Below are 26,058 nucleotides of genomic sequence, written 5' to 3' on the forward strand. Positions count from 1 at the left end.
GCTCACCCGGGCCCCGGGGGTCCGCCGGCCGGCCGCGCCCACAGGCGGGTCAGGTGGGCGTCGAGCACCTCCCGCGCCGCTTCGGGGGAGAGGTGGCCGACGAGCACCTGGGCGGTGAGTCCGTCGGCGAGCGCCAGCAGGGTACGGGCCTCCAGGCGCGGGTCGAGGGGCGCGTCCGGGCGGGGGTCCACGGGCGCCGTCCCGCCGGCGTCCGCGCCCGCCTCGCAGATGAGGCGGGCGAAGGCGTCCTGCAGAGCCGCGTAGTTCTCCCTCAGGGTCTTGGCGAGGGGCTCGCTGACCACGGCCTGCGCGACGAACGCGAGCCAGACCCGGGCCTCGGCGCGGCGCTCGTCGCGCAGCAGCGCGACCTCGGTGACCGCATGGCCCAGCGCCGTGGCGGCCGACTGCGCCGGACTCCCGACCAGGCGCGCCCGTACCCGCTCGCCGATCCGCTCGCCGACGTGCCCGACGGCGAACACAAGCATCTCCTCCTTGGTGCGGAAGCACCGCTGGACGGCGCCCATGGACACGTCCGCCCGAGCCGCGACATCGCGCAGGGTCACCCCCTCCAGGCCCCGCTCGTCCGCCAGCCGGCAGACCGCCTCGGCGATCAGGCGACGCCGCCCCTCGTGATCCACCTGTCTGGGCATGCCCGCCCCCTCCCTCTCGCGCGCCCCCAAAAGCGAGCGCCGCGCCTTTATCCGATGCGTTCGTATCGGTCTCAGGTTACAGTTCCGATGCAGATGCATCGGAACAGATCGGGGAGCAACGCGTGCGACAGGGACGGGAACAGGGGCAGGGACATGGACAGATGCAGGAGCGGGGGAATCCGCTCCAGCAGTGCCCGGAACCGGAACCCGTGCGGGCACGGGCGTCGGGCCGGCGCGAGGGCGACCGGCCGGCGCTGTGGAGCATGTCGGCCGCCGAGCAGGCGCAGGCGGTCCGCCGCGCGGAGATCTCGGCCGTCCAACTCATCGACAGCCACCTGGACCGCATTGCCGAGGTCAACCCGCAGGTGAACGCGGTCACTCAGCTCATGGCGGAACGCGCACGCGAGGCCGCCCCCCGCACCGATCGGCGACTGGCGGCCGGTGAGCCGCTCGGGCCGCTCGCGGGCGTGCCGTTCACGGTGAAGGAGACCACCCCGGTCGAGGGCGTCCCGACCACCTTCGGCGTCGAGCGCTTCCGCTCCCTGGTGGCCGCCGCGGACGCGCCCCCGGTGGCCCGCCTGCGGGCGGCCGGTGCGATCCCCATCGGCCACGCCAACATGCCCACGCTCGTCCTGGCGGGCATGCACACCCGCAGCGAGCTGTTCGGGGACACGCTCAACCCGTGGGACAGCACCCGCACGCCGGGCGGCAGCAGCGGCGGCGACGCCGTGGCCGTCGCCACGGGCATGGCCGCGCTCGGGCTTGGCAACGACTCCGGTGGCTCGATCCGCGTCCCGGCCCAGTTCTGCGGCGTGGCCGGCCTGAAACCGACGGCCGGGCGGTTCCCGGCCGACCACCGCGTCCTCGGCGAGGACGACCCCGGCCCCGCCTCCCAGATGCTGGTGACCGACGGGCCGCTCGCCCGGACCGTCGCGGACCTGCGGCTGGCGTACGAGGCACTGGCCGGCACCGATCCCCGCGACCCCAGGGCCGTACCGGTCCCCGCGTACGGCCCGCCGCTCCCCGGACCCGTGAAGGTCGCGGTGGTGGCGGACCCCGGGGGGCACGGCGTCCACCCCGCCGTCCGCCGCGCCGTCGACGCCGCGGCCGGGGCCCTGCGCGACGCCGGCTACGAGCTGTGCGAGGTGCCGGACGTACCGCGGCTGGAAGAGGCCCTCGACGCGTACGGCCGCATCACGCTCACCGAGTTCGCCCCCACCTGGCCGGCCGTGCGCACCCTGCTGGGCCCGGGCGGGGACCGCTACATCGAGATGGCCATGGACGGGACGCGGCCGGCCGACGCCGCCGAACTCATGCGGCTGATGGGCACCTGGATGAACATCCGCCGCTCCTGGGCCGGCTTCCTCGACGCCTACCCCCTGCTGCTCGGCCCGTCCTTCACCGAACCGCCGGTGGAGCCGGGTCTGGAGTCCCGCGACCGGGCGGGACGCGACCGGGTGGCTTCCGGCATGCGGCTGTGCACGGTGACCAGCTTCGTCGGCGTACCGGCGGTCGCGGTCCCGACCGGCCTGGCCGACGGCCTGCCCTGCGGGGTGCAGATCGTCGGGCGCGCCTTCCGCGAGGACCTGTGCCTGGCCGCGGCCCAGGCGATCGAGGACCGGCTCGGGACCCTGACCCCGGTCGACCCCCGCACCGCAGCGGCCTGAGCGGACCCCGGCCCGGCCCCCGCGGCACCCTCCCGGAGGGCGCATCGGTGAATCCGCGACGGTGCGGAGCCGCGGTCGCCCAGGGGCCCGGACGGTCCCGAGGGACCGCGCCCGTCCGACGTGAACAGCCAGGACCCGGCCCGCACCACCTCACGCTCGATGAGGACGGCAACGTCGTCCCGGAGGACTGGCGGCCCGGTCCGCCGGCCCGGGCCCGCGACGGAAGCTCTGGAGTTGCTCAAGTCCGATTGGCGTGCCCGCCGCACGGGGCATCTCACTCGCACCGGCAGGAGCCGAGGGGAAGACAACGGAAGCGGGGGGCGGGGCACATGGACTACCTGGTGATCGTGGGGATCGTCGGCGTCGTGCTGTTCATCGCCGCGGTGCGCGCGGTCGGCCGGCAGTCGCCGAGACGGGGGCGCGGGTCGCGGTCCGGCGGTGACGGGGGCGGCTCCGGATGCGGAGGCGGCTTCTCCTGCGGCGGTTCGTCGTGCGGCGGGGGAGGCGGAGGCGACTGACCCGCGGGCAGCCGGCGGCGCCGGACGCGCACGTCCCGATGGCGTCACGGAACCGCCACAGCGCGGCATCGTGCGGAACCCCGAAGGGGCGCGGTGCGGTGTCCCGGGGCGAGTGCCGGTGCGGGACCGGTCGCGAACCTCGGGAGCGCTCATGCAGAACACAACAGGCGTCAGCCGGTCCGCGGCGGCGCTGGCGGCGGCCGCGGCGGTCACCGCCCTGATGGCGGGCTGCACTCCGGTCGGCGAGGAGGGCGCGATCCCGGCGCCGGCCTCGCCGACCGCGAAGGTGCAGCCGACGACGCCCACGCCCTCCGCGTCGCCCACGCCCGCGACGCCCACAGCCCCCGCGGCACCCAAGCCCCCCGCGTCGCCGGCCGGCGCGGGCACGTCCACGGCGTGCACGATCGACCAGATCAAGGTCTCCGACGCCCGCCAGGCCGCGGTCCGCCCGCCCGGTACGGGGACGGGAGCCGTCATCGTGTCCGTCGCCAACACCTCGGCACGGCCCTGCACCCTGCGCGGGTTCCCGACCGTCGCAGGCGCCGGCCACGGCTCGCCCGACAAGAACCTCCCCCTGGCCGTCACCCGCAGCGGCACGGCCTCCCCGGTGGCCCTGGCCCCGGGGGCCAGGGCCTGGACCAAGCTCACCTTCGTCAACGTGCAGGGCGAGGCCGACGGCTACTGCGCGTCCGGCGCGACGCCCAGCAGCTTCCCCACGCTCGTCCTCGGGGTGCCCGGCGCGGGCTCGCACCAGACCGCCCTGGACGACGGGGTCTTCGCGGAATGCGACGACAAGGCGACCGTCACCGCCTTCTCGCCGACCGAACCCTCCTGACCTGCGGTGCGGGCACGCGGCCGCTCAGGCGATCCCCACGGTGTACGCGGCACGGTAGCCGCTGCCGTCCGGGACGGGTGCCAGGGTCATGGCGGCGCCGGTGGCGCGGTAGCGGCCGTCCCGCCCGTTGGGGTGCCGCGGGGCGGACCGCAGGGCGTAGGGCCGGCCCGCGTACACCTCCCGCAGGAGGTCCTCCGGGAAGAAGAACTGGGAGGTCGTCGTGCCGGTACGGGTGTCCGGCCGCACCGTGAAGTGGATGTGCGGCGCCAGACCCGCGTACCACCCCGGCACGATCGTCCGGAACACGCACCGGCCGGCGCCGTCCGTGACCTGCCTGCCGCGCAGGAACCCGGCCGCACCGGTGGAGTAGGTGCCCGAGGCGTCGGCCTGCCACACGTCGACGGCGGCGTCCTCGAGCGGCCGGCATCCCTCCCGGACCCGGACCACCGTCAGGTCCAGGCGCAGCGGTACGCCGTCCCGGCCTCCGGTGATGTCCGACCGGACCAGGTCGAGGTCCATGTAGTACGGGCCCGCGCCCGTCTCGGTGGTGAGCACACAGCCCGGGCTCCGGCCGCTGCCGCCCGTCGGGCGGACCGCGGACACGGCGGCGGACGGCGCCCCGGCCCGGGAGGCGGCGGCCGACGACTCCCCGGCCGCACCGCGGGTACCGGCGGGGCCAGCGCAGGAAGCGGCCAGCAGGGCGGCCCCGGCCGATCCGGCGGCCCGCAGGACGGCACGGCGGCTGGGGCGGGCGGTGTCGTTCTCGGCCATGCGAACCCCTCACCGGTAGGGTCCCGGGCGCCGTCACACGGGGCGGCCGGGCACTGCGCACCACCGTGCCGGACGGTGCGGTGCCCACCCGGTACCGACACTCCCGGTTCCCCCGGCCGCCCGTAGCCGCCCGAGGCCGGGCGCGGACGGGCCCGAATGCGTCCCCTGGGGCCGGGTAAGCGCACTACATGTCCGAATCCTCACCACCTGCGGTGGATGGGGAAGACCACCCGGTGACACCCGTGAGAGGGAAGTGAGTGTTGTGCGCATCGCGTTCCTGGCCGCGCCCGAGGGCGTGGAGGAGATCGAACTGACCGAACCGTGGAAGGCGGTCGAGGGGAACGGATGGGTTCCGCAACTGGTCTCGACGGAACCCGGACGGGTCCAGGCGTTCCAGCACCTCGACAAGGCCGGTACGTACGGCGTCGACCACGTCCTCGCCGGCGACACCTCGGACGCCTTCGACGCGCTGGTCCTGCCCGGGGGAGTGGCCAACCCCGACGCCCTGCGCATGAACGAGCGGGCCGTGGGGTTCGTACGGAGCTTCTTCGAGGCCGGCAAGCCCGTCGCGGCCATCTGTCACGCGCCCTGGACCCTCGTGGAGGCGGACGTCCTGCGGGGCCGCACGCTGACCTCCTGGCCCAGCCTGGCGACCGACATCCGCAACGCGGGCGGCACCTGGGTGGACGAGGAGGTCCTCGTCTGCCACGCGGCGCCCGCGACGCTCGTCACCAGCCGCAAACCGGACGACCTCGACGCCTTCTGCTCCGTCCTCGTCCGCGAGTTCGCCGAGAGCGGGCAGGGGTCCGGTCAGCGCTCGTCGGCTGCCCGCTCCTGATCGGGGCGCGTCTGCTCCTCACGCCCCGTCCCGGGCCGCTGGTGCTTGGCGGCGTGACCGCCGCTGTCACCGGCGTCGCCGGTGACAGCGGGGGCGGGTCCGCCGGCGGTGCCGGCGCGGCGGCGAGCGGCGGCCTCATCGGCCGCCTCCGCTCCCCGCAGGGCCTCCTGGTCGGCCAGCGCCCGCCGGCCACCGCGCCGGGGCTCTCGCTCGTCACTCATGTCACCCTCCTCGGAAAAGACCATGGGATGGGGTCGTCCCCGGCCCCGGGCCGGGGACGACCTTCGTTCGTCGTGGTGGGTACGGGCAGGCCCGCAGGCGGGCCGCTCCTACTCCGTGCGCAAGGTGTCCTTGATCGTGTCCTTGATCTTCTCCTTGGCGCCCCGGGCGTCGCCCTTGGCCTGCTCGGCGCGGCCCTCCGCGGTCAGACGCTCGTTGCCCAGGGTGCGGCCCACGGCCTCCTTGGCCTTGCCCGCCGCCTGCTCCTTCTTGGCCCGGATCTTCTCTTCGCCCGACACGATGTCACTCCCGTCGCTGGGTGGTCCGTCCTGGACAGCGTCTAACCCGTCCCCGAACCCCCAAACTTTCCCCGCTTCCGCCGATAACACGGGCGCTGGCGGGTAGACGCCCTGTGCGGTCCTGCCGCGGGGCAAGTCGCTCCGCAGCCTCAACCGCGGGATTGAGGGACATCATGCTCATCCTCGGACTCATCCTGTTGCTCGTCGGCTGGCTGACCGGAATCGGCATCCTGTGGACCATCGGCATCGTCCTGCTCGTCGTGGGCGCGATCCTGTGGATCCTCGGTTCCGTCGGGCACGCGGTGGGTGGCCGACGCCACTACTGGTGACGGCCTCGACGGGCGGTACCCGGTACCGCACCGGGACTGCTACCCGCCGTGACAGGTGGTGACCTGGTGGTGGAGTCCTGAACCCGCGCGGGGCAGGCGGGGCGTACCAGCCGACCGAGCCGGCGGGGGCGCCGTTCGAGAGAACGGCGCCCCCGCCGGCTCTTCGCCGTCCGCGGCGGGGCGCACGCGGCCGACCGGTCAGGCTTACCGGGCGCGGCGGCGGGTAGGCGCCCGGCACGAACCGCTTCGGCAGCGGGAGGAACGATGACGCGACGCGTCCACGAGGTGATGACCGACAAGCCGGTGACCGTGGGAAGCCTCACCTCGCTGGCAGAAGCAGCACGGGTGATGCGGGACGCTTCCATCGGGGACGTCCTCGTCGTCGAAGACGGCCGGTTGCGCGGCATCGTGACGGACCGGGACCTCGTCATACGGGGCATGGCCGAGAACCGCGATCCGGCCGACACCACCGTGCAGGCGGTCTGCACCAAGGAGCCGGTCACCGTGAAGCCCGGTGACGGCGTCGACCACGCCATGGACCTGATGCGCCGGCACGCCCTGCGCCGCCTTCCCGTACTGACGGAGAACGGCGAGCTCATCGGCCTCGTCACCCTGGGGGACCTGACGGTGGAACGGGACCCGGGGTCCGCCCTCGCGGCCATCGCGGCCGCCGAACCCGACACCTGAGACCGCATGCGCCCGAGTGAGAAGAGGTCGCCGTGAACGCTTCGGTTCCGCTGGTCTCCCTGCCGGGCGGCGGGTTGCTCATTCCCGCCGCCGACGCCACATCCCTGCTGCGGCACCTCGCGGCGGGCTGGCTGCACTCCGTGTACGAAGGGGAGTCCGAACTCGATCCGGGCACGACCCTCGCCCTGGCCGGCGTGCTGATGGAGCTCGCCGACCAGATCGACGTGGAGTGCATCGCGTTCATGCCGATCCGGAGCGAGGACTCCGACTGACCGCCTGCCCGCACCCGGGGTCGGGCGGCTCCTCCCTCACTCCTGCTCCTCTATCCCGATCGCCTTCTGCAGGTCCCGGTGGGCCGCGCCGCCGCGGCCCTCCTGCTGTTCCAGGAGGGCCGCGGCTATGGCGTCCAGCTTGCGCTGGATGGCGTGCTCGGCCCGCCGCTCCGAGTTCTTCAGCAGGGCCAGCAGCAGCAGGGACACCGCCGCCATGGCATCACCGGCGAGGTGCTGCCACGAGGACGGCAGGTGGAGCAGGTGGCTGGTGGCGTAACCCGCCACCAGCAGGACGCACAGGAGGGCGAACGGTGCGGAGCTGGTGAAGTTCGAGGCGCGCTCGGCCAGTCTCTCGAACGGGCCGAGCCGCCCCGTGTCGTTCTTCTCAGCCGGATGTTCGAATGTCATGTTCCGCCGCCTGCCCCGCGGCGGGCCGTCGAACCTCCTCCGCGCCGTCTCAGGTGCGCAGCAGGCGGCCGAAGAAGGCCCGGTAGCGCTGCAGGGCGAGGCGCAGGTCCTCGGTGGCCACCTCACCGCCCTCCCGCCACTGTCCCTCCAGGTCCTTCTTGTGGTCGGCGAAGGTGGCGGCGAGGGTCTGCATGACCTCGGCGACCAGGCCGTCCGCGTCGCGCACCGCACCCTGCGGGTCGTCGACGAAGCGGCCCTGGATCTCTCCCCAGGTCCTCTGGTACTCCTCGGCCTCCTTCCGGGGGAGCAGCGACTCGGCGTCCTCCTCCTGCGCGCCGGAGGTCGTCGTCCGCTCCGCGGCCGCACCCTCGCCGAACGCGCTCTCCTCGGCGTCGGTGGCGTCCGCCTCCCGACGCATCTCGTCCCGGTCCTCCTCCGCGGCGAAGTCGCCGGTCCCGCCGGCGAAGTCGGCGGTCGCGTCTCCGGGGTACACCGGCTGCGGGTCACCGCCTCCGGGGTGGGCCAGCTGCTCGGTGGTCAAGCCCTGTTCGTCGTTGCGACGTTCCTCATCGCTCTGCATTGCGGGTCACCTCGTCGTCCCGACCAGTTCGTCGAAGAGCGCGCGGTAGTGCACCATCGCACCGCGCAGTTCCTCCGTGGTTGCGTGCCCGCTGCTGCTGCGGACGTTGACCTCGTGCGCCGCGCGGTAGTGCTCCAGGGTCCGCCCGTGCTCGACGGACAGTTCGCGCAGCTGCTGCTCGTAGCCCTCGGTGGGATAGCCGCGGTCCCGCATCAGGCGGGTGACCAGCTCGTCCGCCTGCGCGACCGCGCCCTCCGGCCGGTCGACGAAGCGCTGCTGGACCGTGGTCCACGCGTCGGCGTAGCGCTCCCGCTCCTCGGGGGGCAGCTCCCTGATCTCGAGGTCGTCGTGCCGGGCCTGGCGTTCGCGCAGCTCGGCGTCGGCAGCGCGCTTGCTGCCCGTGTGCTCCACGGTCCGTTCGTACTCCGGACCGAACCGCTCCTGCAACCGGCGCCGCCGCTGGATCATCCACGCGGCGATGCCGACGAGGACAAGTACGACGACGACCGCGATCAGGACGGCGAGAAGTGTGCTGGTGGACATTGCATCCTCCGCGGGCCGTCTTCCGTTTTCCGGTGTCCGACGTGTCGGCGTCTGCCCTCATCCCACCCGCTCAAACAGGCGGCACCGCCAAGTGGTACAGCGCGAAGGCGCGGTCGATCACGGGCATCGCGACGTTGCGCACCCGTACCCCGCCCGCCGTCATCCCGTGCTCGGTGCCCGAGTGGGCATGGCCGTGGACGGCGAGGTCGGCGCCCGCCTCGTCCACGGCCTCCGCCAGGAGGTAGCTCCCGAGGAAGGGGTAGATCTCCAGCGGTTCACCGGCCAGGGTGTCCGGAACGGGGGAGAAGTGCGTCAGCGCGATCCGCACCGCGCAGCCGTCGGCGCCCAGCTTCCGCAGCGCCCCGGCCAGGCTGTCCGCGCAGGAGCGGGTGTAGCGGATGAACGCCTTCATCTCCGGCTCGCCGAACTCGCTCGCGCTGCGCCCGGCGAAGCCGCCGCAGAAGCCCTTGGTCCCCGCGACACCCACCTTCGTCCCGGCGATGTCGAGGACGACGCCCTCCCCCTCCAGGACGCTCACGCCCTCCGCGGCCAGTTCCCGGGTGACGAGGTCCTGCTGGTCGCTCTGGTAGTCGTGGTTGCCGAGCACGGCGACCACCGGCACCGGCAGCGCGGCCACCTCGCGGGCCACCACCCGCGCCTCCTCCGGTGTGCCGTGCCGGGTGAGGTCGCCCGCCAGCAGCAGCAGGTCCGCGCACTCCCCGAGCGTCTCGAAGGCCGGGCGCAGCATCCCCGCGCTGCCGGGGCCCAGGTGCACGTCCCCGACGGCCGCGACGCGGATCACGACAGCTCCTCGGCGTGGTCGGGAGGGGTCGCACGGTTCACGGTCAGATCCTCCTGCCAGTCGACCCCCGCCAGTTCCTCCGCCGCGACGGCCAGCACGGCGTCCCGGGCGTCCGCCCCGGAGACGTGCCCCCAGATCAGCGCCCCGGCCCCGCGCACCTCGATCCGCACCCCCAGCTCGGCGACGTCCTCCCGGGCCAGGCGCTCGCGCAGCCGCTGCACCCGGTACTCGATCTTGTGGACGTCGGTCATGGCGTCGCCTCGCGGGAGTCGATGACGCGGAGCCGTTCCAGCAGGTACAGGAAGGCGTCGGGCAGGGGGTCGCCCCGGTGGGTCCGGTCGAGCCGGTCCCAGTCGATCTGCTCCCTCAGCATCCGGGCCATGGGCAGCAGGTCACCGAAGTCGCAGTAGTGCTCGCACAGGGCGGCCAGGCGGCTGTCCATCAGGTCGGTGGGCGACAGGACGGGCATCCAGACCGAGTCCACCGACTTCACCGTCGCCCGCTCCAGGAGCTCGGTGCTGACCGGCTTCCGGGCGAGTTCGAAGATCAGGTCGATGTCCTCGCCGCCCGAGCTGCCCTTGACCAGCCAGTCCTCCGGAGCCCGGCGCATGGTGATCCCACCGGCCTCCAGGGCCTTGATCACCGCGTCCGCGTCCTCGTGCCGGACGCAGAAGTCCGTGTCGTGCTGGAAGCGGGCCGGCACGCCGTGCGCGAACGCGGCCACGCTGCCGGCCAGCGCGAACGGCTGCCCGGACTGCTTGAGGAGCGCCGCCACGTGCTTGGTCACCTCCAGGATCGCCTGGGTGTGGTCCTTCGGCAGCTGACCGCTGGTCAGGGCCGGGGGGCTGAGGCTCTCCGGTGGGGGGAGCCCGCCCGCCTGGGAGGGACGATGACTGATCATGAGAGCCTCGCTCACCTACGTAACGACGCCGCACGCGCAGGAGGACGTACGGGTACGAACGCTCGCTCCGGACCGGCGAAGCAGCCCGGCGGGTGCGGTCGGGACCCGGCCGTCATGGCAGACGCCTAACCGCTCGCGCCCCCTCTGAAACCCCCGGGAGCACGGCGGAGGGGAGTGCGCCCGGGCGCAGCGGGTAGGGGCCGGATCACGGGCCCTCCGCGCGGACAGCGGGCCCGCCGAAGACGGCTCCCGCGGAGCCAGGCCGGAGGACCGACGCCGTGACGTGCGCAGACTGGCTGCTGACCGCAGCGGAACGGGGCAACAACGCGACCCGTATCGACGACCGGCACGCGGACGGCGCGGCCTGGACCGAGGGGAACAGCGCCGTGGCCCTCGTCCACGGTGCCACGTACTTCGCCGAGCTGCTCGCCGGTATCCGCGCGATGCGCACGGGCGACCAGCTCCTGTTCACCGACTGGCGCGGCGACCCCGACGAACGGCTCGACGGGCCCGGTAGCGGCATCGGCACCGTCCTGTGCGAAGCGGCGAAGCGCGGGGTGGTCGTCAAGGGCCTGCTGTGGCGCTCCCACCTGGACGGGCTGAACTTCAGCGAGCAGGAGAACCGCCACCTCGGCGACGAGATCGAGGAGGCCGGCGGCGAATGCCTCCTCGACCTGCGGGTACGCCCCGGCGGCTCGCACCACCAGAAGCTCGTCGTCCTGCGCCACCCGGATTGGCCGGAACGGGACGTCGCCTACGTCGGCGGCATCGACCTCTGCCACAACCGCAACGACGACACCGACCACCGCGGCGACCCCCAGGCCCTGCCCATGGCCGCCGCCTACGGGCCGCACCCGCCGTGGCACGACGTCCAGCTGGCCCTGCGCGGACCGGCCGTCGGCGACATCGAGACCGTCTTCCGCGAACGCTGGGAGGACCCCTCGCCGCTCGGCCGCAGCCCCCGCGTGCGCCTGCAGGAACTCATGCGCCGGGAGGACACCCGCGCGGACACCCTGCCCGCGCAGTGCGAAGATCCCCAGCCGCGCGGCACGCACACCGTGCAGGTGCTGCGCACATACCCGAACCGCCTGCTGCACGGCTACCCCTTCGCACCCGACGGCGAGCGCAGCATCGCCCGCGGCTACCTCAAAGCACTGCGGCGGGCGCGCGCGCTGATCTACCTCGAGGACCAGTACCTCTGGTCACCCCGGGTGGTCGACTGCTTCGCCCGGGCGCTGAGCGCGAACCCGGAGCTGCGGCTCATCGGCGTCATCCCGCTGGTCCCGGAACAGGACGGCCGGTTCAGCCTGCCGATGAACCTGATCGGGCGGATCAGCGCCCTGGACGAACTGCGTCGGGCCGGCGGCGACCGCGTCGCCGTCTACGGCCTGGAGAACCCCGCCGGGACCCCCGTCTACGTCCATGCCAAGGTGTGCGTGATCGACGACGTGTGGGCCTCGATCGGCTCCGACAACGTCAACCTCCGCTCCTGGACCCACGATTCGGAACTCAGCTGCGCCGTGCTCGACCGCAGTCGGGACCGGCGGGAGCCGGCCGACCCGGGGGGTCTGGGGGACGGAGCGCGCGTCTTCGCCCGCGAGCTGCGCCTGGAACTCATGCGCGAGCACTTGGACGCCCCGCAGGACGCGGGCGAGCGGGCACCGGACGCCCTGTGCGACCCGGTCACCGCCTTCGACGCCTTCCGGCAGACCGCCGCGGCCCTGGACACCTGGTACGCGGACGGCTGCCACGGCCCCCGGCCGCCCGGCCGCCTGCGCCGCTACGTCCCGCCGCGCCTGCCGACCGTGAAACGGGTGCTGGCGACTCCCCTCCACCACGTCCTGGTGGACCCGGACGGGCGCCCCCTGCGGCTGCGGCGCCGCAACGCGTTCTGAAACCCGGCGGCCCGGGTAGGCGCCCCGACGTGAGCCATGTCAGCCCCGGTCAGGGGTACTCCCGCGACAGCCGGTACCTCACCACCCGGATCACCGCCGACGGCCGCGACGGCCACCGCGTGGAGCCCGGCCGCTACCGCCTGGTCGTCAGCCGGGCCTGCCCCTGGGCGAGCCGCGCGGTGATCGTGCGGCGGCTCCTCGGCCTGGAGGAGGCCCTGCCGATGGCCGTCGCGGGCCCCGTGCACAACGAGCGCAGCTGGACCTTCGACCTCGACCCCGGCGGACGCGACCCGGTGCTCGGCATCGAACGGCTCGAAGAGGCGTACCTGGCCCGCGACCCGGCGTACGAACGCGGCGTCACGGTCCCGGCCGTCGTGGACGTCCCGAGCGGGAAGGTGGTGACCAACGACTTCCCGCAGCTCACGCTCGACATGTCACTGGAGTGGAGGGCGCACCACCGGCCCGGGGCGCCCGATCTCTATCCGGCCGCGCTGCGGCCCCACATCGACGCCGTGAACGAGGTCGTCTACCGCGACGTCAACAACGCCGTCTACGAAGCCGGCTTCGCCGGCTCACAAGGCGCGTACGACGACGCCTACGGGCGCCTGTTCGCCCGGCTCGACTGGCTCGGCGCCCGGCTCGAACGCTCCCGTTACCTCGTCGGCGACACCCTCACGGAAGCGGACGTGCGGCTGTTCACCACGCTCGTCCGCTTCGACGCCGTCTACCACGGCCACTTCAAGTGCAACCGGCAGAAACTGGCCGAGATGCCGGCGCTCTGGGCGTACGCGCGGGACCTGTTCACGACGCCCGGCTTCGGCGACACCGTCGACTTCGACCACATCAAGCGCCACTACTACCTGGTCCACGAGGACATCAACCCCACCGGCATCGTGCCGGCCGGCCCCGACCCGGCTGCCTGGCTCGAGCCGCACGGGCGCGCCGTCCTCGGCGGACGCCCCTTCGGCGACGGTACGGCGCCCGGGCCGGTTGCCCCCGGGGAAGCCGTACCGGCCGGCCACAACCCGCTCACCTGACCCCGGCGGCGCCCGCCGGGGCCCGGCCGTCAGCCTCGGCGGACGACCCGGCGCACGTTCTCGATGCTCCCGCAGTCGGACGCCAGCTGCTTCTCGCGTTCCCGCAGGAAAGCGGCGCCCAGCTCGGCCCGGCGCTCGTCGGGCACGCCCTCCCGGGCCCCGTTGAGGATCGTCCGCTCCTCCTCGTCCAGGTGGTGGGAGACCGCCTTGACCAGCTCCTCCAGCCGCTCGTCCCACTCATCGGAGCCGACCTCGTCCACCTCCAGCAGCGCCAGCAGGGCCTCGTTGCCCTCCGCGTGCTCCTCCTCGCCGTGCTCCACCTCGTCGTTGTCGACTTCCTTGAAGCGCTTGAGCGCCCCGTAGACCTTGGACTCCTCGGCCTCCCCGTGCGCGATGAGCAGGGCCGAGAACTCGTCCCGTGCCGCGGCGCGGTCCGCCTCGACGCTCCGCATACGGCGGAACAGCTCCTCCATCGTCCGGTGGTCCGCGAGGATCACCTCGACGACGTCCTGGTCCTTCTTCGCGCCCGCCATGCCCTGCTCCTCCTGTGTCTGGAATGCGACATAGGGGCGGCTGCCCCCGCCCGCCCCGTTCATGCGGTGCTTCCGGTCGCCGCCCCGCGATCACCGGGCCGGGGCGGGCGTACGGATACGGCGCCCCGGCCGGCCCGGCAGGCCGGCCGGGACACCCGTCTCAGGCGAGGTCGAACCGGTCCAGGTTCATCACCTTGTCCCACGCCGCCACGAAGTCGCGCACGAACTTCTCCCCGGCGTCCTCGGCCGCGTAGACCTCGGAGACCGCCCGCAGCTGGGAGTGCGCACCGAAGACCAGGTCGACCGCCGTGGCGGTCCACCGGGTCTCGCCCGAGGAGCGGTCGCGGCCCTCGTAGACGTTCTCGGCCGAGGACGACGCCTTCCACTCCGTGCCCATGTCGAGCAGGTTCACGAAGAAGTCGGTGGTCAGGGCCTGCGGCCGGTCGGTGAGGACACCGTGCGGGGACTGGCGGAAACCGGTGCCCAGGACGCGCATGCCGCCGACGAGGACCGTCATCTCGGGCGCGGTCAGCGTCAGCATGTTGGCGCGGTCCAGCAGGAGCGTCTCCGGCGACAGCTTCTCGCCCTCCCGGAGGTAGTTGCGGAACCCGTCCGCCTCGGGCTCCAGCACGGAGAACGACTCCACATCCGTCTGCTCCTGCGAGGCGTCCGTGCGCCCCGGCGCGAACGGCACCGTGATCTCGTACCCGGCGTTGCGGGCGGCCTGCTCGACGGCCGCGCACCCGCCGAGGACGATCAGGTCGGCGAGGGAGACCTTCGTCCCCCCGGTCTGCGATCCGTTGAACTCCCGCCCGATCCCCTCGAGCGCCCGCACCGTCTCGGCCACCTCGGGCGAGGAGTTGACCTCCCAGTCCTTCTGCGGCGCCAGCCGGATCCGGGCCCCGTTGGCGCCACCGCGCTTGTCGGTGCCGCGGAAGCTGGCCGCCGACGCCCACGCGGTGGAAGCCAGCTGGGACACCGACAGCCCGGACGCGAGGATCCGGGCCTTGAGGTCGGCGATCTCCGCGGCCCCGACCAGTTCGTGGTCGACCGGGGGAACGGGATCCTGCCACAGCTGCGGCTCGGGGATCCACGGGCCGAGATAACGCGAGAGGGGCCCCATGTCACGGTGAAGCAGCTTGTACCAGGCCTTGGCGAACGCCTCCGCGAGCTCGTCCGGGTTCTCGTGGAAGCGCTTCGCGATCGGCCCGTAGACCGGATCCACCTTCAGGGCGAGGTCGGTCGTCAGCATCATCGGAGCGTGCCGCCGCGACGGATCGTGCGCGTCGGGGACCGTCCCCTGCGCCGCCGGATCCTTGGGGGTCCACTGCTGCGCACCGGCCGGGCTCCTCGTCAGCTCCCAGTCGTAGCGGAAGAGGTTGTCCAGGTAGCCGTTGTCCCACTTCGTCGGCTCGGAGGTCCACGCGCCCTCCAGCCCGCTGGTGAGGGTGTGGACGCCGTGGCCGGTGCCGTAGCTGTTCTTCCAGCCGAGGCCCTGCTGCTCGATCGGGCAGCCTTCCGGTTCCGGGCCCAGGTATTCGGGATCGACCGCCCCGTGGCACTTGCCGAACGTGTGACCGCCGATGATGAGCGCGGCCGTCTCCTCGTCGTTCATCGCCATGCGCCCGAACGTCTCGCGGATGTCCCGTGCGGCGGCCATCGGGTCCGGGTTGCCGTTGGGGCCCTCCGGATTGACGTAGATCAAGCCCATCTGCACCGCGCCGAACGGACCGCCGAGTTCCCGCTCACCGCTGTAGCGCTCGTCCCCCAGCCAGGTGTCCTCGGGACCCCAGAAGATCTCCTCGGGCTCCCAGATGTCCTCCCGGCCGAAGCCGAATCCGAAGGTCTTGAAGCCCATCGACTCCATGGCGCAGTTGCCCGCGAACACCAGGAGGTCGGCCCACGAGATCTTCCGGCCGTACTTCCGCTTGATCGGCCAGAGCAGACGGCGCGCCTTGTCGAGGCTCGCGTTGTCGGGCCAGCTGTTGAGGGGCGCGAAGCGCTGGGCGCCCGAGCCGCCGCCGCCCCGGCCGTCGGCGATCCGGTAGGTCCCGGCGGCATGCCAGCTCATCCGGATGAAGAGCGGCCCGTAGTGGCCGTAGTCGGCCGGCCACCAGTCCTGCGACGCCGTCATCACCGCGAGGACGTCCCGCTTCAGCGCGTCGACGTCGAGGCCGGCGAACTCCTCGGCGTAGTCGAAGTCCTCGCCCATGGGATTGGCCTGCTGCGAGTGCTGGTGGAGGACCTGGAGGTCCAGCTGGTTGGGCCACCAGTCCCGGTTCGTCCTCGGGCGGGTCGTCGCCGGGGACGGGGAGGGGATCGCTGGGTTCTCGCTTTCGCTGCCGGACACGTCAGTCCTTCTTCCTGTCTCGGGTTTCCCTCTGCTGGCTGCTTGCTCGTGACGCCGTCGCCGTCGCCTCGAACGGGTGTCGGCGTCCGTTATGGTCGCGCACCCCGGGTCGCTTACCCACCGGAACACGCAGGGTGCACCCGCGTAACACACTCGGCCGGGAGGGGCGCACCGGAGGCCGGCGTCCTGTGGGCCCGCCGCGGACCGTGCCCCGCGTGCGCGTCCGCCGTCGGCCGTATTGAATGAGGAGACCGCACCCGGGCAGGTGCCCCGCGGATCGGTGCGACGGGCCACCCCCGGGGTGCCCCGGTGGAGCAGTGGAGGCGAGGTGCGCATGACCGAGAGCGCGAGTCCCTACATCTCCGCGGCGCGGGTCACGGTGCTCGGCGTGATGCCCGGCGACCCGCCGTTCCGCATCGTGGAGATCGACGGTGAGTACGTCGGGACCGCCAGGTCCATGACGGACGTCCTGCTGACCGCGGCGGCCAACGGCATCACGGTCCACGACCTGGACGATCCGGACGAGGTCCGCTGGGTCGGCGGCGGCAAGTACCGCTGGGCCGGCCACCAGCGCTGACGCGGCCGCTCGGGGCAGGACCTGGCGGCGGTGCAGGGGGGCGAGGGCGTCGACGAGGACGTGTGGTCGTGTCCGCCTTGTCGAGGCGCAGCAGCTGGGACACCGCCGTCAGGCGGTGCGTACGGGAAGAGGCCCTGATCCCCGGTTCGGGACCAGTCGCGCGGCCGCGGTAACCGTAGGTGATCCGGGGTCTGCAGGACGTCGCGGTGGCCAATCGGGAGGCGGCGGCACGCAGACCGGAAGACGATGGAACCGGGAGACACAGCTCCCGGACGGTCCGCGTGATCGACCCGGTGCCCAGCCGCGACCGCTTACAGCCGAGCGAGGACACCGCCGCACGGGATGCCGGTGCCAGATGAACGAGCAGAATCCGGTCGACCAGCTCATCAGCAACGCCGCACAGGCGGCCGGCGGCTGGCTGGGCGCCCTGCCGGTCGCGGTCGTGGCCACCAGCGCCGACGGGACCATCGTGCGCTGGAACCAGCTCGCGCAGGAACTGCTGGGCCACGCCCCGGCGCAGATGCTGGGCCGCAACATCGCGGACCTGCTCCACCCCGGGGCCGACCGCAGTCTGGGCCGCTCGCTGTGGGAGGCCGCGGCCACGGGGCGGGGCGTCATGGGCACGGTGACCGCCTGGCACCGCGACGGGCACCCCATCGAGATCGAGATCTGGGCCTCCCCGGTCTCCGACCGCCGGCACGGCACGACCACGGTGCTGGTCTTCGCCGCGGACGCCCACGCGGCTCGGCGCGTCAGGGGGTCCTCCGCGGTGTGGGACGGCCTGTTCGCCCGCTCCCCGGTCGGCATCGCCATCCTCGACACGCAGCTGCGGTTCCTGCAGGTCAACGCCGCCCTCGAAGCCATGAACGGGCTGCCGGAATCGGCGCACGTCGGCCGCCGGCTGGCCGAGATCCTCCCGCAGGTGAACGCCCGGGAGATGGAGGACGCCATGCGGCAGGTCCTGGAGACCGGCCGCCCCGTCCTGGATCGCCGCCGGGTCGGACGCACGCCCTCCGAACCGGACCACGACCGGGTGTGGTCCTGCTCCTACGTCCGGGTCGAGGACCCCGCCCGCATGCCGATCGGTGTCATCGCCTCACTCGTCGACATCACCGAGCAGCAGCGCGACCACCTCGAAGCCGAGGCGGGACGCCGCAGGCTGGCCCTCCTCAGCGAGGCCAGCATGCGGGTCGGATCCAGCCTGGACCTGGAGCGCACCGCGCAGGAACTCGCCGATCTCGCCGTGCCGCGCCTGGCCGACGCCGTCACCGTGGACGTCCTGGACGCGCTGTCGCGCGGGGACGACCCCGGCATGGGGCTGAGCGGCGGCGTCGAGCTGCGGCGGCTGGGCAAGGCCCCGCTGTCCGGATCCGAGGTGACCGCCATCCTCGCCCCCCTCGGCCGTACCCTCACCTTCCCCACCGCCGCCCCCTACACTCAGGCGCTCGCGGCGCGGCAGCCCTTCCTGATCGGCCGCCTTGACGCGCAGTCCGTCGCCTCCGCCGCCCGGTACTCCGCCAAACCCGCACAACTGGTGTCGGCGGGCGTGCACTCCTTCATCATGGCGCCCCTCGTGGCACGGGAGTCCGTCCTCGGCGTCGCCACCTTCTACCGCACCCGCCCGATCGGCCCCTTCGGATCCGAGGACGTCACCCTCGCCGGCGAGCTGACCGCCCGCGCCGCCCTCAGCATCGACAACGCCCGGCTCTACCACCGCGAGCACGAGACCGCGGTCATCCTCCAGCGCAGCATGCTCCCCCAGCACATCACCCCGCCGGCCGGCATCGCCGTGGCCCACCGCTACCTCCCCGCGAGCGACGTGAACGAGGTGGGCGGGGACTGGTACGACGTCCTGTCCCTGGCCGGCGGCAAGGCCGGGCTGCTCATCGGCGACGTCATGGGGCACGGCATCGCCGCGGCCGCCGTCATGGGTCGGCTGTCCGCCTCCGTACGGGCCCTCGCCCGTCTGGACCTCTCACCCGCCGGGTTGCTGCACCAACTGGAATCCGCCCTCGCCGATCTGGCCGAACCGATGCTGGCCTCGTTCCTGTACATCGTCTGCGACCCCGCCACCGGGCACTGCACCGTCATCCGGGCCGGCCACCCCCCACCCGCCCTCGCCCTCCCCGACGGCACGGTCCACCTCCTGGACACCCCGCCCGGAGTCCCCCTGGGCGTCGGCGGGATCCCCTTCACCCCCGTCGAGATCGACGTGCCGCCCGGCAGCCTCCTCGTGCTCTACACCGACGGCCTGATCGAAGCCCGGGGACGCGACATCGACGAGCGGCTGGCGGAACTGACCCAGCTGCTCGCGGACCCGCAGCGGCAGCTGGACCACGTGTGCGACTCCCTGATCACCCATCTCGTCCCGGCGGCCGCCGACGACGACATCGCGCTCCTCGTCGCCCGAGTCGGAGGTTAGGGGCGGCAGGTCCCGCCCATCAGAACGTCCACCGCGTGTGGGTGTACACCCCCGCGTCCCGGCCGAACCCGTAGGCCACCGTCGGTGCCACGGCGAACAGCAGGTCCTCCCCCCTGCGCATCGAGTCCCCGAACCCGTGGAACGTGCCCTCGGGCGAGGTGATGTGCGCGCCGTACTGCGCCTCGAACGCCGCGACCACCTCGTCCACCACCACCGGGTCGGTGACCCGCTCCGCCATGCCCTCGATCACGAGGTCGAGGCCCTCGGTGAGCGAGTTCCCGCCGGTGGTCAGCGCGCAGTGCCCGTCGTGCGCGAGGTTGCGGGCCTTCTGCTCGGTCCTGCCGGTGGAGAAGTACAGGACCCCGTCGTACCAGGCGGCGATGACGGGAGTGACGTGCAGCCGGCCGTCGGGCCGGACCGAGGACACCCAGAAGATCTCGGCGGCCTCCAGCCGCCGCTGGGCCTCGTGCCACGCGGTGGCGGTGACGTCCGCGGCGCCCGGGCGGGGATGGAGCGCGGAGCTGTAGCGGGCGTCGAGCTCGGTCGTGGGCTGCTGTCCGGATGCTGGTGTGGGCATGGTGTGTCGTTTCCCTTCTGCGCGCCGATACCGTCCGCCGGGCGTTTGCCGTTGCGCGTCTGACGACCGGCACCCCGCCCGGGGCGAGCAGTCCGGCTGGCCGGGAGACCGTCCGCGCCGCGGAGGGCAGGTGCATCAGCACGAACCGGGCGTGGACCAGCCCGAACCGGCCGGGGGAGAAGCCCTCGGAGGCGGTGTAGGCCCGAGCCGCTCATGCCCGGCACCGGGTGCGCCCCTGGGAACCGCACGTCGCGGTCGACCACGAGGACCCGCGCGCCCCCCGCTTCGCCGCACCGGCCATGTGGCCATTGTGGCAAGCGAGGGGGGATGCCACACGTCGGGCGATACGCCCCTGCGGCACCGTGGTCACCGCACCCGCGGGCACCAGCACCGGCCTCAGCGCACCCGCACGTACCACCGCCGGTGCACCGCGGGTTCCACGCACAGCACGGCGGCGCCGGCGACCGCACCCAAAGCAGGGACGGCGCGCCGCCGCCGTTGACCAGCGCACCGAGGCAGGCCGCGGCGAGGGCGAGCGGGCGCAGCAGGGTCAGCGGGCCGAGGCCGATGACCACGGCGAGGGTGCCGGCGCGCAACGGCAGCAGAAGGTGGCCGGCGAGGCAGAGCAGTACGGCGGCGGCGTAGGCGGCGAGCGGGAGCAGGTAGCCGAGGGCTCCCGCGGTCAGGGCGCCGTAGGTCCGCGCCGGGTCGGGGGCGCCGCGTCGAGCAGACCGAGCAGGACGAGCAGGACGGCGAACGTCACCGGCCGGCTGCTCCGGCCCGACCAGACGGCGCGCGGCCCGGACGAGGGCCAGGCGGAGCGGCGCCTGTAGGCGGGGGCGGATCCCGACGATGGGGCGCAGCGTGGTGCAGAACGGGTCCACCGTTCCCCGCGGCTCGTACAGCAGCGCCCGGATGCCCGGTACGGCAGCCGCGCGCAGCAGCGTCTCGACGCCGTGCGCGCGGCGCGCGGAGACGACTTCCGTCGTGGCGGCCGAGCGGGTGCCGCATCCGAGCGCGGTGGAAGATCCCCGCAACAGCCGGACCGCCTCGCGCGCCGGACGGGGAGCCGGCGGCCGCCGGCCGGATCCCCGCGGTGATCAGGTCGGATATCTCGAGTGGCTGCACGGGGCAGAACCTTGCGTCCTGCGCGGCAGGGCCCGGCGGGTCTCAAGATCGCACAACTCCCTCGGACATGCGCCGCGGTTCCGATAGGTTCGCGGATGTCCGTCGCAGGGGCGGGCCTGAACGAGATTGTGGGGGAGCCCATGGCCGTCATCCACCGCACCACCATGGCGCCGACGAAGCTGGAGCTGCTGGCCGCGTGGCTGCCGAAGCAGAGCTGGTACGAGGGCCACGGGGGAGCGCCGGATCTGGTCAAGGCGGGCGGGTTCCGCCTGGACGATCCCGAGGGCGAGGTCGGGATCGAGTTCATGGTGGTCGCGGACGCGGGCGCACCCGAGCCGGTGGCGTACGCGGTTCCGGTGGCCTACCGCGGCGCCGCGCTGGAGGGCACGGCCGGCGAGGCGCTGATCGGCACCTCGGAGCACGGGGTGCTCGGGACCCGGTGGGTCTACGACGGCGTGCACGACCCGGTGGTCATGGCGCAGCTGCGCGCCCTCCTGCGGGGTGCGGCGGTGGCGCAGCACCAGGACCTGAGCGACACCCCCGACCCGACCGTCACCGTGCACGGCGCCGGCCCGGACGACGGGTCCGACGTGCATGTCCACCGCGTCCTTTTCGGGTCCGGACCGGGCCCGCGGGGCGAGGCCGCGCAGGGTGCCCCGCGGTCCGGGCCGCAGGACGCGGCGCAGGGCACGGCCGGACACCTCGTCGCCGGATGGACCTGGCCGGACGGAACGGCCGCCTCCGGCGTCGTCGCGACCGTCGCCCCGCGGTAACCGGCCGGGCGGCGGCGGCCGGTCAGCGGGGCCGGTGGGCGTTGAGCCGGGCGGCCTGGCGGGTCAGGTGGTCGCGTTCGGCGAGATGGGCCGCCTTCCGGGCCGCCTCGGCGTAGAGCCGCGCCGCCAGCGCCGGGTCCCCGTCGCGCTCGTGCAGGTACGCCGCCACGGCGGTGTGCCGGGGCAGGGAGTCGTCCAGCGCCGCGAGCGCCGCCAGGCCGGCCCGCGGCCCGTCCGCCTCGCCGACGGCGACCGCGCGGTTGAGGCGGACGACCGGGCTGTCGGTGAGGCGCGCGAGCTCGTCGTACCACTCGACGATCTGCACCCAATCGGTCTCCGCGGCCGTGGGGGCGTCGGCGTGGAGTGCCGCGATGGCGGCCTGCGCCTGGAACTCGCCCAGCCGGTCGCGGGCGAGGGCCGCCTGCAGGATCCCGACGCCCTCGGCGATCGACGCGGTGTCCCACCGGCTCCGGTCCTGCTCGGCGAGGGGCACCAGGCAGCCGTCGGGCGCCGTCCGGGTGGCGCGCCGGGCATGGTGGAGCAGCATGAGCGCGAGCAGCCCCGCCACCTCTGGATGGTCGCTCGCGGCCGCCAGCTGCCGGGGTGAGCCGAATGGCCTCGGCCGCCAGGTCCACGTCGCCGGAGTAGCCCTCGTTGAAGACCAGGTAGAGCACGCGCAGCACGGTGGCGACGTCGCCGGGCCGGTCGAGCCGCACGCCGGAGACGGTGCGCTTGGCCCGGCTGATGCGCTGCGCCATGGTCGCCTCCGGCACCAGGTACGCCCGTGCGATCTGCCGGGTGGTCAGTCCACCGACCGCGCGCAGGGTGAGCGCGACGGCGGACGACGGGGTGAGCGACGGGTGGGCGCACAGGAGGTAGAGCTGGAGCGTGTCGTCCACCTCGGGCGCGGGGCCCGGCGCCGGCTCCTCCTCCACGAGGTCCTCGCGCATGCGGCGCGCGGTCTCCGCCCGGGCCGCGTCGAGGAACCGCCGCCAGGCGACCGTGACCAGCCAGCCCTTGGGGTCCCGCGGTTGCCCGGCCGGCCAGACGCGGACCGCCTCGACCAGCGCGCCCTGCACGGCGTCCTCGGCCGCCGCGAAGTCGGCTCCGCGGCGGACGAGGATTCCGAGCACGCTCGGTGTGAGACTGCGGAGCAGGACGCCGTCCATCGCGGCGGTCACTCGGTGATGGTGGGCGCCGCGGTCAGGAACGGGCGCAGCTCCAGCCATTCGTGGAGGGGCTTCCCGCCCGCGCCGGGGGCGGCCGAAAGCTCCCCCGCCAGCTCGACGGCACGCTCGTGGCTGTCGACGTCGATCACCATCCAGCCGGCGATGAGGTCCTTGGTCTCGGCGAACGGGCCGTCGGTGACCGGCGGGCGCCCCTCACCGTCGTACCGGACCCAGGAACCCTCGGGAGCGAGTGCCTGACCGTCGACGAACTCGCCGGTCTCCTCCAGCCGGGCCGCGAAGTCGTGCATGTACCGCATGTGCGCCGAGATCTCCTGGGGCGTCCACTGGTCCATGGGTACGTCGTTGTGCGCGGCCGGGGCGCCGCGGTAGTGCTTGAGCAGCAGGTACTTGGCCATCGTGGTTCTCCTCGGTGCGGTGCGGCCCTTTCCTGGCCGCGTTCAGACCTGGGACGGAGCCGGGCACGGGTTCTCGACACTCCCTCGGAAAATATTTCATCCTTCTCTCCCGGAGGTGTCGAAGACGTCCGGCGAAGCCCTCCCGTGAAAGGTCTCCCGTGCAGCCTCGGCGGGGGACCTCGGCCCCCGGCCCGGCCCCCGACCCGGGCCGTCGGCGCGTTGTCAGACCCGTGCGCGAGGATCATGCTCATGAAGAGCCTTCCCGCCGATGAGGCGCTGTCCGCCATGTCCAGCCGCAGTGACTACGCGGCCGCCCTCGCCCGCCTGCGCGAGCTCTCCCGCGCGTACTACGGCGACGGCGACAGCCCCGTGGACGACGCCGCCTACGACCGGCTGCGGCTCTCCGTGCTGGACTGGGAGCAGGCCCACCCGGGGTGGGCCGAGCAGGATTCACCGACGGGTCTGGTCGGGGACGGTGCCGCCCCCGAGGGCGATGTCGCGCACACCGCCCCGCTGCTGAGTCTGGACAACGTCTTCGACCCGGCCGGCCTCCTGGCCTGGGGTGCCTCGCTCCAGCGCCGTCTCGGGCGGGCGCCGGCCGGAGGGTTCGCCGTCGAGCCGAAGATGGACGGCGCGGCCGTCGCCGCCCGCTACCGCGCCGGACGGCTCGAGCAGATCGTCACCCGCGGCAACGGCACCCACGGTGAGGACGTCAGCCACGTCATCGGCACCATCGAGGGCCTGCCCGAGCGGCTGCCCGTGGCCGCCACGTTCGAGGTCCGCGGCGAAGTCCTGTTCACGCAGGCCCAGTTCGAGACCGCGAACGAGGTCCGCGTCGCGCACGGCGCACAGGTCTTCGCCAACCCGCGCAACGGCACGGCCGGCACCCTGCGCGCGAAGGACCGCCCCTACCGGCTCGCGATGACGTTCTGGGCCTACGGCGCGGTCGGACTCGACGGCGTGCCGTTCCTCCCGTCCGGGGCCACCCACGCCGAGGTCCTCACCGCGGTCGCCGGGGCCGGAGTGCGGACGACCGCCGATACGCCCGCCGGCCTGCACGTGGTGGCGACCCTCGAGGAGGCGCAGACGAAGGTCGACGAGACGGCCGCGATGCGCGCCGCCCTGCCGTTCGGCATCGACGGGGTCGTCATCAAGGCGAACGACCCGGGCGAGCAGGCGGCGGCGGGCCTCGGCAGCCGCTTCCCGTACTGGGCCATCGCCTTCAAACTCCCGGCCGTCGAGCGGCAGACCGTGCTGAAGGACGTGGTCTGGGACGTGGGCCGGACGGGAGTGCTCGCCCCGACCGCCCTCCTCGAACCGGTGGAGATCGACGGCTCCACGGTCACCCGGGCCACCCTCCACAACCCCGCCGACATCCGCCGCCGCGACCTGCACATCGGCGACACCGTCACGGTCTACAAGGCGGGCGACATCATCCCCCGTGTCCAGGCCGCCGTGCCCGCCCTGCGCCCCGCCGGCGCCCGGGAGGTGCCGCTGCCCACGGCGTGCCCCCGCTGCGCCGGGGAGATCGACAAGGGCCAGGAACGGTGGCGTTGCGCCCGGGGCACGGCCTGCGCCCTGCCCGCACTGATCGAGTACGCCGCCGGCCGCGACATGCTCGACATCGACGGCCTCGGCAGGACGTACGTCAACGCCCTGATCGAAGCCGGTGCCGTCACCGACGTGGCGGACCTGTTCACCCTCACCGAGGACCAGCTCACCGCCGCCTCCGGCAGCGCGAAGCGAGGAGCGAAGCTGGCCGAGCAGATCGCGGCCGCACGGTCCCGCCCGCTCAGCCGCGTCTTCTGCGCCCTGGGCTTCCTCGGCACCGGGCGCCGCATGTCCCGCCGCATCGCCGCCCACTTCGGCACCATGGACGCGATCCGCCGGGCCGACGCCGCGCTCATGCAGGAGGTCGAGGGCATCGGCCCGGAGAAGGCACCGGTCATCGTCGAGCAGGTCGCCTCCCTGGCACCGGTCATCGACAAGCTGGCCGCGGCCGGAGTCACCATGGAGGAGCCGCAGGAGGCCGGGGCGGCCGGTGGAGGCCCGCTGGCCGATGCGGTCGTGGTCGTCACCGGCAGGATGAGCGGCCCGCTGGCGGACCTCGGACGCTCCGAGATGAACGGCCTGATCGAGAAGGCCGGAGGCCGGGCGGGCAGCAGCGTCAACTCCAGGACCACCCACCTGGTCTGCGCGCCGTCCGCGAGCGGCAAGCCGAGCTCCAAGGCCGTCAAGGCCGCGGATCTGGGCGTCACGGTCCTCACACCGGAGGCGTTCGCCGAGCTCGTCGCCGACTACCTGGGCTGAGCCGGGGCGGGCGGCGTATGGGCCGGTCGGCCGCGTGCGTCGGGGTTTCCGCCGAGCCGCCGAACGGCCTGGGCCGGGAACTCGGTTGCGCCGTCCGGCAGGTCTTCGGCACGGCCGAGGGGCTGCTCACCCTCACCCGGCCCGGCGATCCGGAGGAGACGGTACTCACCACCCACGGCCGTCCCCTCTCGCCGGACGACGATCTCCGCATCGTCGGCGCCGACGGCAAGGACGTCCCGCCCGGGGAGCCCGGTGAACTCCTGGCCCGCGGCCCGCACACGCCGCGCGGCTGCTACCGGGCGCCCGACGACGACGCCCGTTCCTTCACCCCCGACGGCCATCTCCGTACCGGCGTCCTCGCGCACCGCACCGCGGACGGCGACCTGGTGGTGACGCCGCCTCCCCGACGCGCCGCGGACATGAGGCGGCCCCGGCCCGGACGGTGAGCCAGAGTGGTTGGCGCCATTAATGACTCGTACTGGTGCCATCAGCGTGCCACTATGGCACCACGGGGGACGGTCCCTCGGCTTCGCGGCCGAGGGGCCGCCCGTC

General features: G+C 73.6%; 28 protein-coding genes and 1 pseudogene. 14 read left to right on the forward strand and 15 right to left on the reverse strand.

What is annotated here, in order from left to right; genetic code table 11:
* Positions 1-2 precede the first annotated feature (2 nt).
* A complete protein-coding gene (locus AC07FY_RS25505; RefSeq protein WP_479010209.1) occupies positions 3-650 on the reverse strand; it encodes a TetR/AcrR family transcriptional regulator in 648 nt (215 codons plus the stop codon).
* A 263-nt stretch (positions 651-913) separates the two neighbouring features.
* Here AC07FY_RS25505 and AC07FY_RS25510 point away from each other — a divergent pair, with 263 nt between their 5' ends.
* Both AC07FY_RS25510 and AC07FY_RS25515 read left to right on the forward strand, forming a co-directional pair.
* Positions 914-2,317, forward strand: a complete 1,404-nt coding sequence (locus AC07FY_RS25510) for an amidase (RefSeq protein ID WP_479010387.1) — start codon at positions 914-916, stop codon at positions 2,315-2,317.
* Positions 2,318-2,986: 669 nt separating this feature from the next.
* A complete protein-coding gene (locus AC07FY_RS25515; protein WP_479010212.1) occupies positions 2,987-3,670 on the forward strand; it encodes a DUF4232 domain-containing protein in 684 nt (227 codons plus the stop codon).
* Positions 3,671-3,694: 24 nt separating this feature from the next.
* On the opposite strand, the gene AC07FY_RS25520 is transcribed toward AC07FY_RS25515, so the two are convergent.
* A complete protein-coding gene (locus tag AC07FY_RS25520; protein ID WP_479010215.1) occupies positions 3,695-4,441 on the reverse strand; it encodes a dioxygenase family protein in 747 nt (248 codons plus the stop codon).
* Positions 4,442-4,703: 262 nt separating this feature from the next.
* Between AC07FY_RS25520 and AC07FY_RS25525 the strand changes: the two genes are divergently transcribed.
* On the forward strand, positions 4,704-5,279 hold the full coding sequence (locus tag AC07FY_RS25525; protein ID WP_479010218.1) for a type 1 glutamine amidotransferase domain-containing protein: 576 nt from the start codon (positions 4,704-4,706) through the stop codon (positions 5,277-5,279).
* Here AC07FY_RS25525 and AC07FY_RS25530 read toward each other — a convergent pair.
* Positions 5,252-5,500 carry a hypothetical protein gene (locus AC07FY_RS25530; protein ID WP_479010221.1) on the reverse strand — a complete coding sequence of 83 codons (249 nt, stop codon included), beginning with the start codon at positions 5,498-5,500 and terminating at the stop codon, positions 5,252-5,254. The genes AC07FY_RS25525 and AC07FY_RS25530 overlap by 28 nt on opposite strands.
* Positions 5,501-5,608: 108 nt before the next feature.
* Positions 5,609-5,797: a CsbD family protein gene (locus AC07FY_RS25535; RefSeq protein WP_479010223.1), complete on the reverse strand. Its 189-nt coding sequence runs from the start codon at positions 5,795-5,797 to the stop codon at positions 5,609-5,611.
* Positions 5,798-5,970: 173 nt separating this feature from the next.
* On the opposite strand from AC07FY_RS25535, the gene AC07FY_RS25540 reads away from it, so the two are divergent.
* From AC07FY_RS25540 to AC07FY_RS25550, 3 genes are all read left to right on the forward strand, one after another.
* The gene (locus tag AC07FY_RS25540) at positions 5,971-6,126 is read left to right on the forward strand and encodes a DUF6131 family protein (protein WP_479010226.1); all 156 of its coding nucleotides are present in this window, start codon (positions 5,971-5,973) and stop codon (positions 6,124-6,126) included.
* 264 nt (positions 6,127-6,390) lie between these two features.
* Positions 6,391-6,813: a CBS domain-containing protein gene (locus AC07FY_RS25545; protein WP_479010229.1), complete on the forward strand. Its 423-nt coding sequence runs from the start codon at positions 6,391-6,393 to the stop codon at positions 6,811-6,813.
* 32 nt (positions 6,814-6,845) lie between these two features.
* The gene (locus AC07FY_RS25550; RefSeq protein ID WP_479010232.1) at positions 6,846-7,085 is read left to right on the forward strand and encodes a DUF6213 family protein; all 240 of its coding nucleotides are present in this window, start codon (positions 6,846-6,848) and stop codon (positions 7,083-7,085) included.
* 36 nt (positions 7,086-7,121) lie between these two features.
* Here AC07FY_RS25550 and AC07FY_RS25555 read toward each other — a convergent pair whose 3' ends face one another.
* The 6 genes from AC07FY_RS25555 to AC07FY_RS25580 all read right to left on the reverse strand — a co-directional run bounded on the left by AC07FY_RS25555 (position 7,122) and on the right by AC07FY_RS25580 (position 10,319).
* The gene (locus AC07FY_RS25555; protein WP_479010235.1) at positions 7,122-7,493 is read right to left on the reverse strand and encodes a low affinity iron permease family protein; all 372 of its coding nucleotides are present in this window, start codon (positions 7,491-7,493) and stop codon (positions 7,122-7,124) included.
* Between the two features lie 49 nt (positions 7,494-7,542).
* Positions 7,543-8,073, reverse strand: coding sequence for a hypothetical protein (locus tag AC07FY_RS25560; protein WP_479010237.1), 531 nt, complete (start codon positions 8,071-8,073; stop codon positions 7,543-7,545).
* A 6-nt stretch (positions 8,074-8,079) separates the two neighbouring features.
* Positions 8,080-8,616, reverse strand: coding sequence for a hypothetical protein (locus tag AC07FY_RS25565; RefSeq protein WP_479010240.1), 537 nt, complete (start codon positions 8,614-8,616; stop codon positions 8,080-8,082).
* 70 nt (positions 8,617-8,686) lie between these two features.
* Positions 8,687-9,418, reverse strand: a complete 732-nt coding sequence (locus tag AC07FY_RS25570; RefSeq protein WP_479010242.1) for a metallophosphoesterase family protein — start codon at positions 9,416-9,418, stop codon at positions 8,687-8,689.
* Positions 9,415-9,669 (reverse strand): hypothetical protein, encoded by a 255-nt coding sequence (locus AC07FY_RS25575; protein ID WP_479010245.1) that lies wholly within the window; start codon positions 9,667-9,669, stop codon positions 9,415-9,417. The genes AC07FY_RS25570 and AC07FY_RS25575 overlap by 4 nt, the downstream gene beginning before the upstream one ends.
* Positions 9,666-10,319 carry a nucleotidyltransferase family protein gene (locus tag AC07FY_RS25580; protein WP_479010248.1) on the reverse strand — a complete coding sequence of 218 codons (654 nt, stop codon included), beginning with the start codon at positions 10,317-10,319 and terminating at the stop codon, positions 9,666-9,668. Before AC07FY_RS25580 ends, AC07FY_RS25575 begins: the two co-directional genes overlap by 4 nt.
* Before the next feature lie 278 nt (positions 10,320-10,597).
* Here AC07FY_RS25580 and AC07FY_RS25585 point away from each other — a divergent pair, with 278 nt between their 5' ends.
* Positions 10,598-12,214 (forward strand): phospholipase D family protein, encoded by a 1,617-nt coding sequence (locus AC07FY_RS25585; RefSeq protein ID WP_479010250.1) that lies wholly within the window; start codon positions 10,598-10,600, stop codon positions 12,212-12,214.
* A gap of 29 nt (positions 12,215-12,243) precedes the next feature.
* Complete coding sequence (locus AC07FY_RS25590) at positions 12,244-13,251, forward strand: glutathione S-transferase family protein (RefSeq protein WP_479010253.1); 1,008 nt, start codon at positions 12,244-12,246, stop codon at positions 13,249-13,251.
* Positions 13,252-13,280: 29 nt separating this feature from the next.
* Here the strand turns inward: AC07FY_RS25590 and AC07FY_RS25595 are convergent, their stop codons facing one another.
* Positions 13,281-13,784, reverse strand: coding sequence for a hemerythrin domain-containing protein (locus AC07FY_RS25595; RefSeq protein ID WP_479010256.1), 504 nt, complete (start codon positions 13,782-13,784; stop codon positions 13,281-13,283).
* A 160-nt stretch (positions 13,785-13,944) separates the two neighbouring features.
* Positions 13,945-16,134 (reverse strand): catalase/peroxidase HPI, encoded by a 2,190-nt coding sequence (gene katG / locus AC07FY_RS25600; protein ID WP_479010258.1) that lies wholly within the window; start codon positions 16,132-16,134, stop codon positions 13,945-13,947.
* 334 nt (positions 16,135-16,468) lie between these two features.
* On the opposite strand from katG, the gene AC07FY_RS25605 reads away from it, so the two are divergent.
* Both AC07FY_RS25605 and AC07FY_RS25610 read left to right on the forward strand, forming a co-directional pair.
* Complete coding sequence (locus tag AC07FY_RS25605; protein WP_479010261.1) at positions 16,469-16,711, forward strand: hypothetical protein; 243 nt, start codon at positions 16,469-16,471, stop codon at positions 16,709-16,711.
* 355 nt (positions 16,712-17,066) lie between these two features.
* Entirely contained in the window at positions 17,067-19,133 is a 2,067-nt protein-coding gene (locus tag AC07FY_RS25610) for a SpoIIE family protein phosphatase (protein WP_479010264.1), read from the forward strand.
* A gap of 19 nt (positions 19,134-19,152) precedes the next feature.
* Here AC07FY_RS25610 and AC07FY_RS25615 read toward each other — a convergent pair whose 3' ends face one another.
* Positions 19,153-19,710 (reverse strand): pyridoxamine 5'-phosphate oxidase family protein, encoded by a 558-nt coding sequence (locus AC07FY_RS25615; protein WP_479010267.1) that lies wholly within the window; start codon positions 19,708-19,710, stop codon positions 19,153-19,155.
* A gap of 608 nt (positions 19,711-20,318) precedes the next feature.
* Here AC07FY_RS25615 and AC07FY_RS25620 point away from each other — a divergent pair.
* Entirely contained in the window at positions 20,319-20,543 is a 225-nt protein-coding gene (locus AC07FY_RS25620) for a hypothetical protein (protein WP_479010269.1), read from the forward strand.
* A gap of 435 nt (positions 20,544-20,978) precedes the next feature.
* The gene (locus AC07FY_RS25625; RefSeq protein ID WP_479010390.1) at positions 20,979-21,611 is read left to right on the forward strand and encodes a maltokinase N-terminal cap-like domain-containing protein; all 633 of its coding nucleotides are present in this window, start codon (positions 20,979-20,981) and stop codon (positions 21,609-21,611) included.
* Between the two features lie 22 nt (positions 21,612-21,633).
* On the opposite strand, the pseudogene AC07FY_RS25630 reads toward AC07FY_RS25625, so the two are convergent.
* Positions 21,634-22,780 (reverse strand): annotated as a pseudogene (locus AC07FY_RS25630) (RNA polymerase sigma factor).
* A gap of 8 nt (positions 22,781-22,788) precedes the next feature.
* Positions 22,789-23,196: a YciI family protein gene (locus AC07FY_RS25635; protein ID WP_479010272.1), complete on the reverse strand. Its 408-nt coding sequence runs from the start codon at positions 23,194-23,196 to the stop codon at positions 22,789-22,791.
* 249 nt (positions 23,197-23,445) lie between these two features.
* Between AC07FY_RS25635 and ligA the strand changes: the two genes are divergently transcribed.
* Positions 23,446-25,506 (forward strand): NAD-dependent DNA ligase LigA, encoded by a 2,061-nt coding sequence (ligA, locus tag AC07FY_RS25640; RefSeq protein ID WP_479010274.1) that lies wholly within the window; start codon positions 23,446-23,448, stop codon positions 25,504-25,506.
* Positions 25,507-25,523: 17 nt separating this feature from the next.
* Positions 25,524-25,952: an AMP-binding protein gene (locus tag AC07FY_RS25645; RefSeq protein ID WP_479010277.1), complete on the forward strand. Its 429-nt coding sequence runs from the start codon at positions 25,524-25,526 to the stop codon at positions 25,950-25,952.
* The last annotated feature ends 106 nt before the right edge of the window (positions 25,953-26,058 follow it).

It is taken from the genome of Streptomyces sp. NPDC045967, assembly GCF_056430495.1.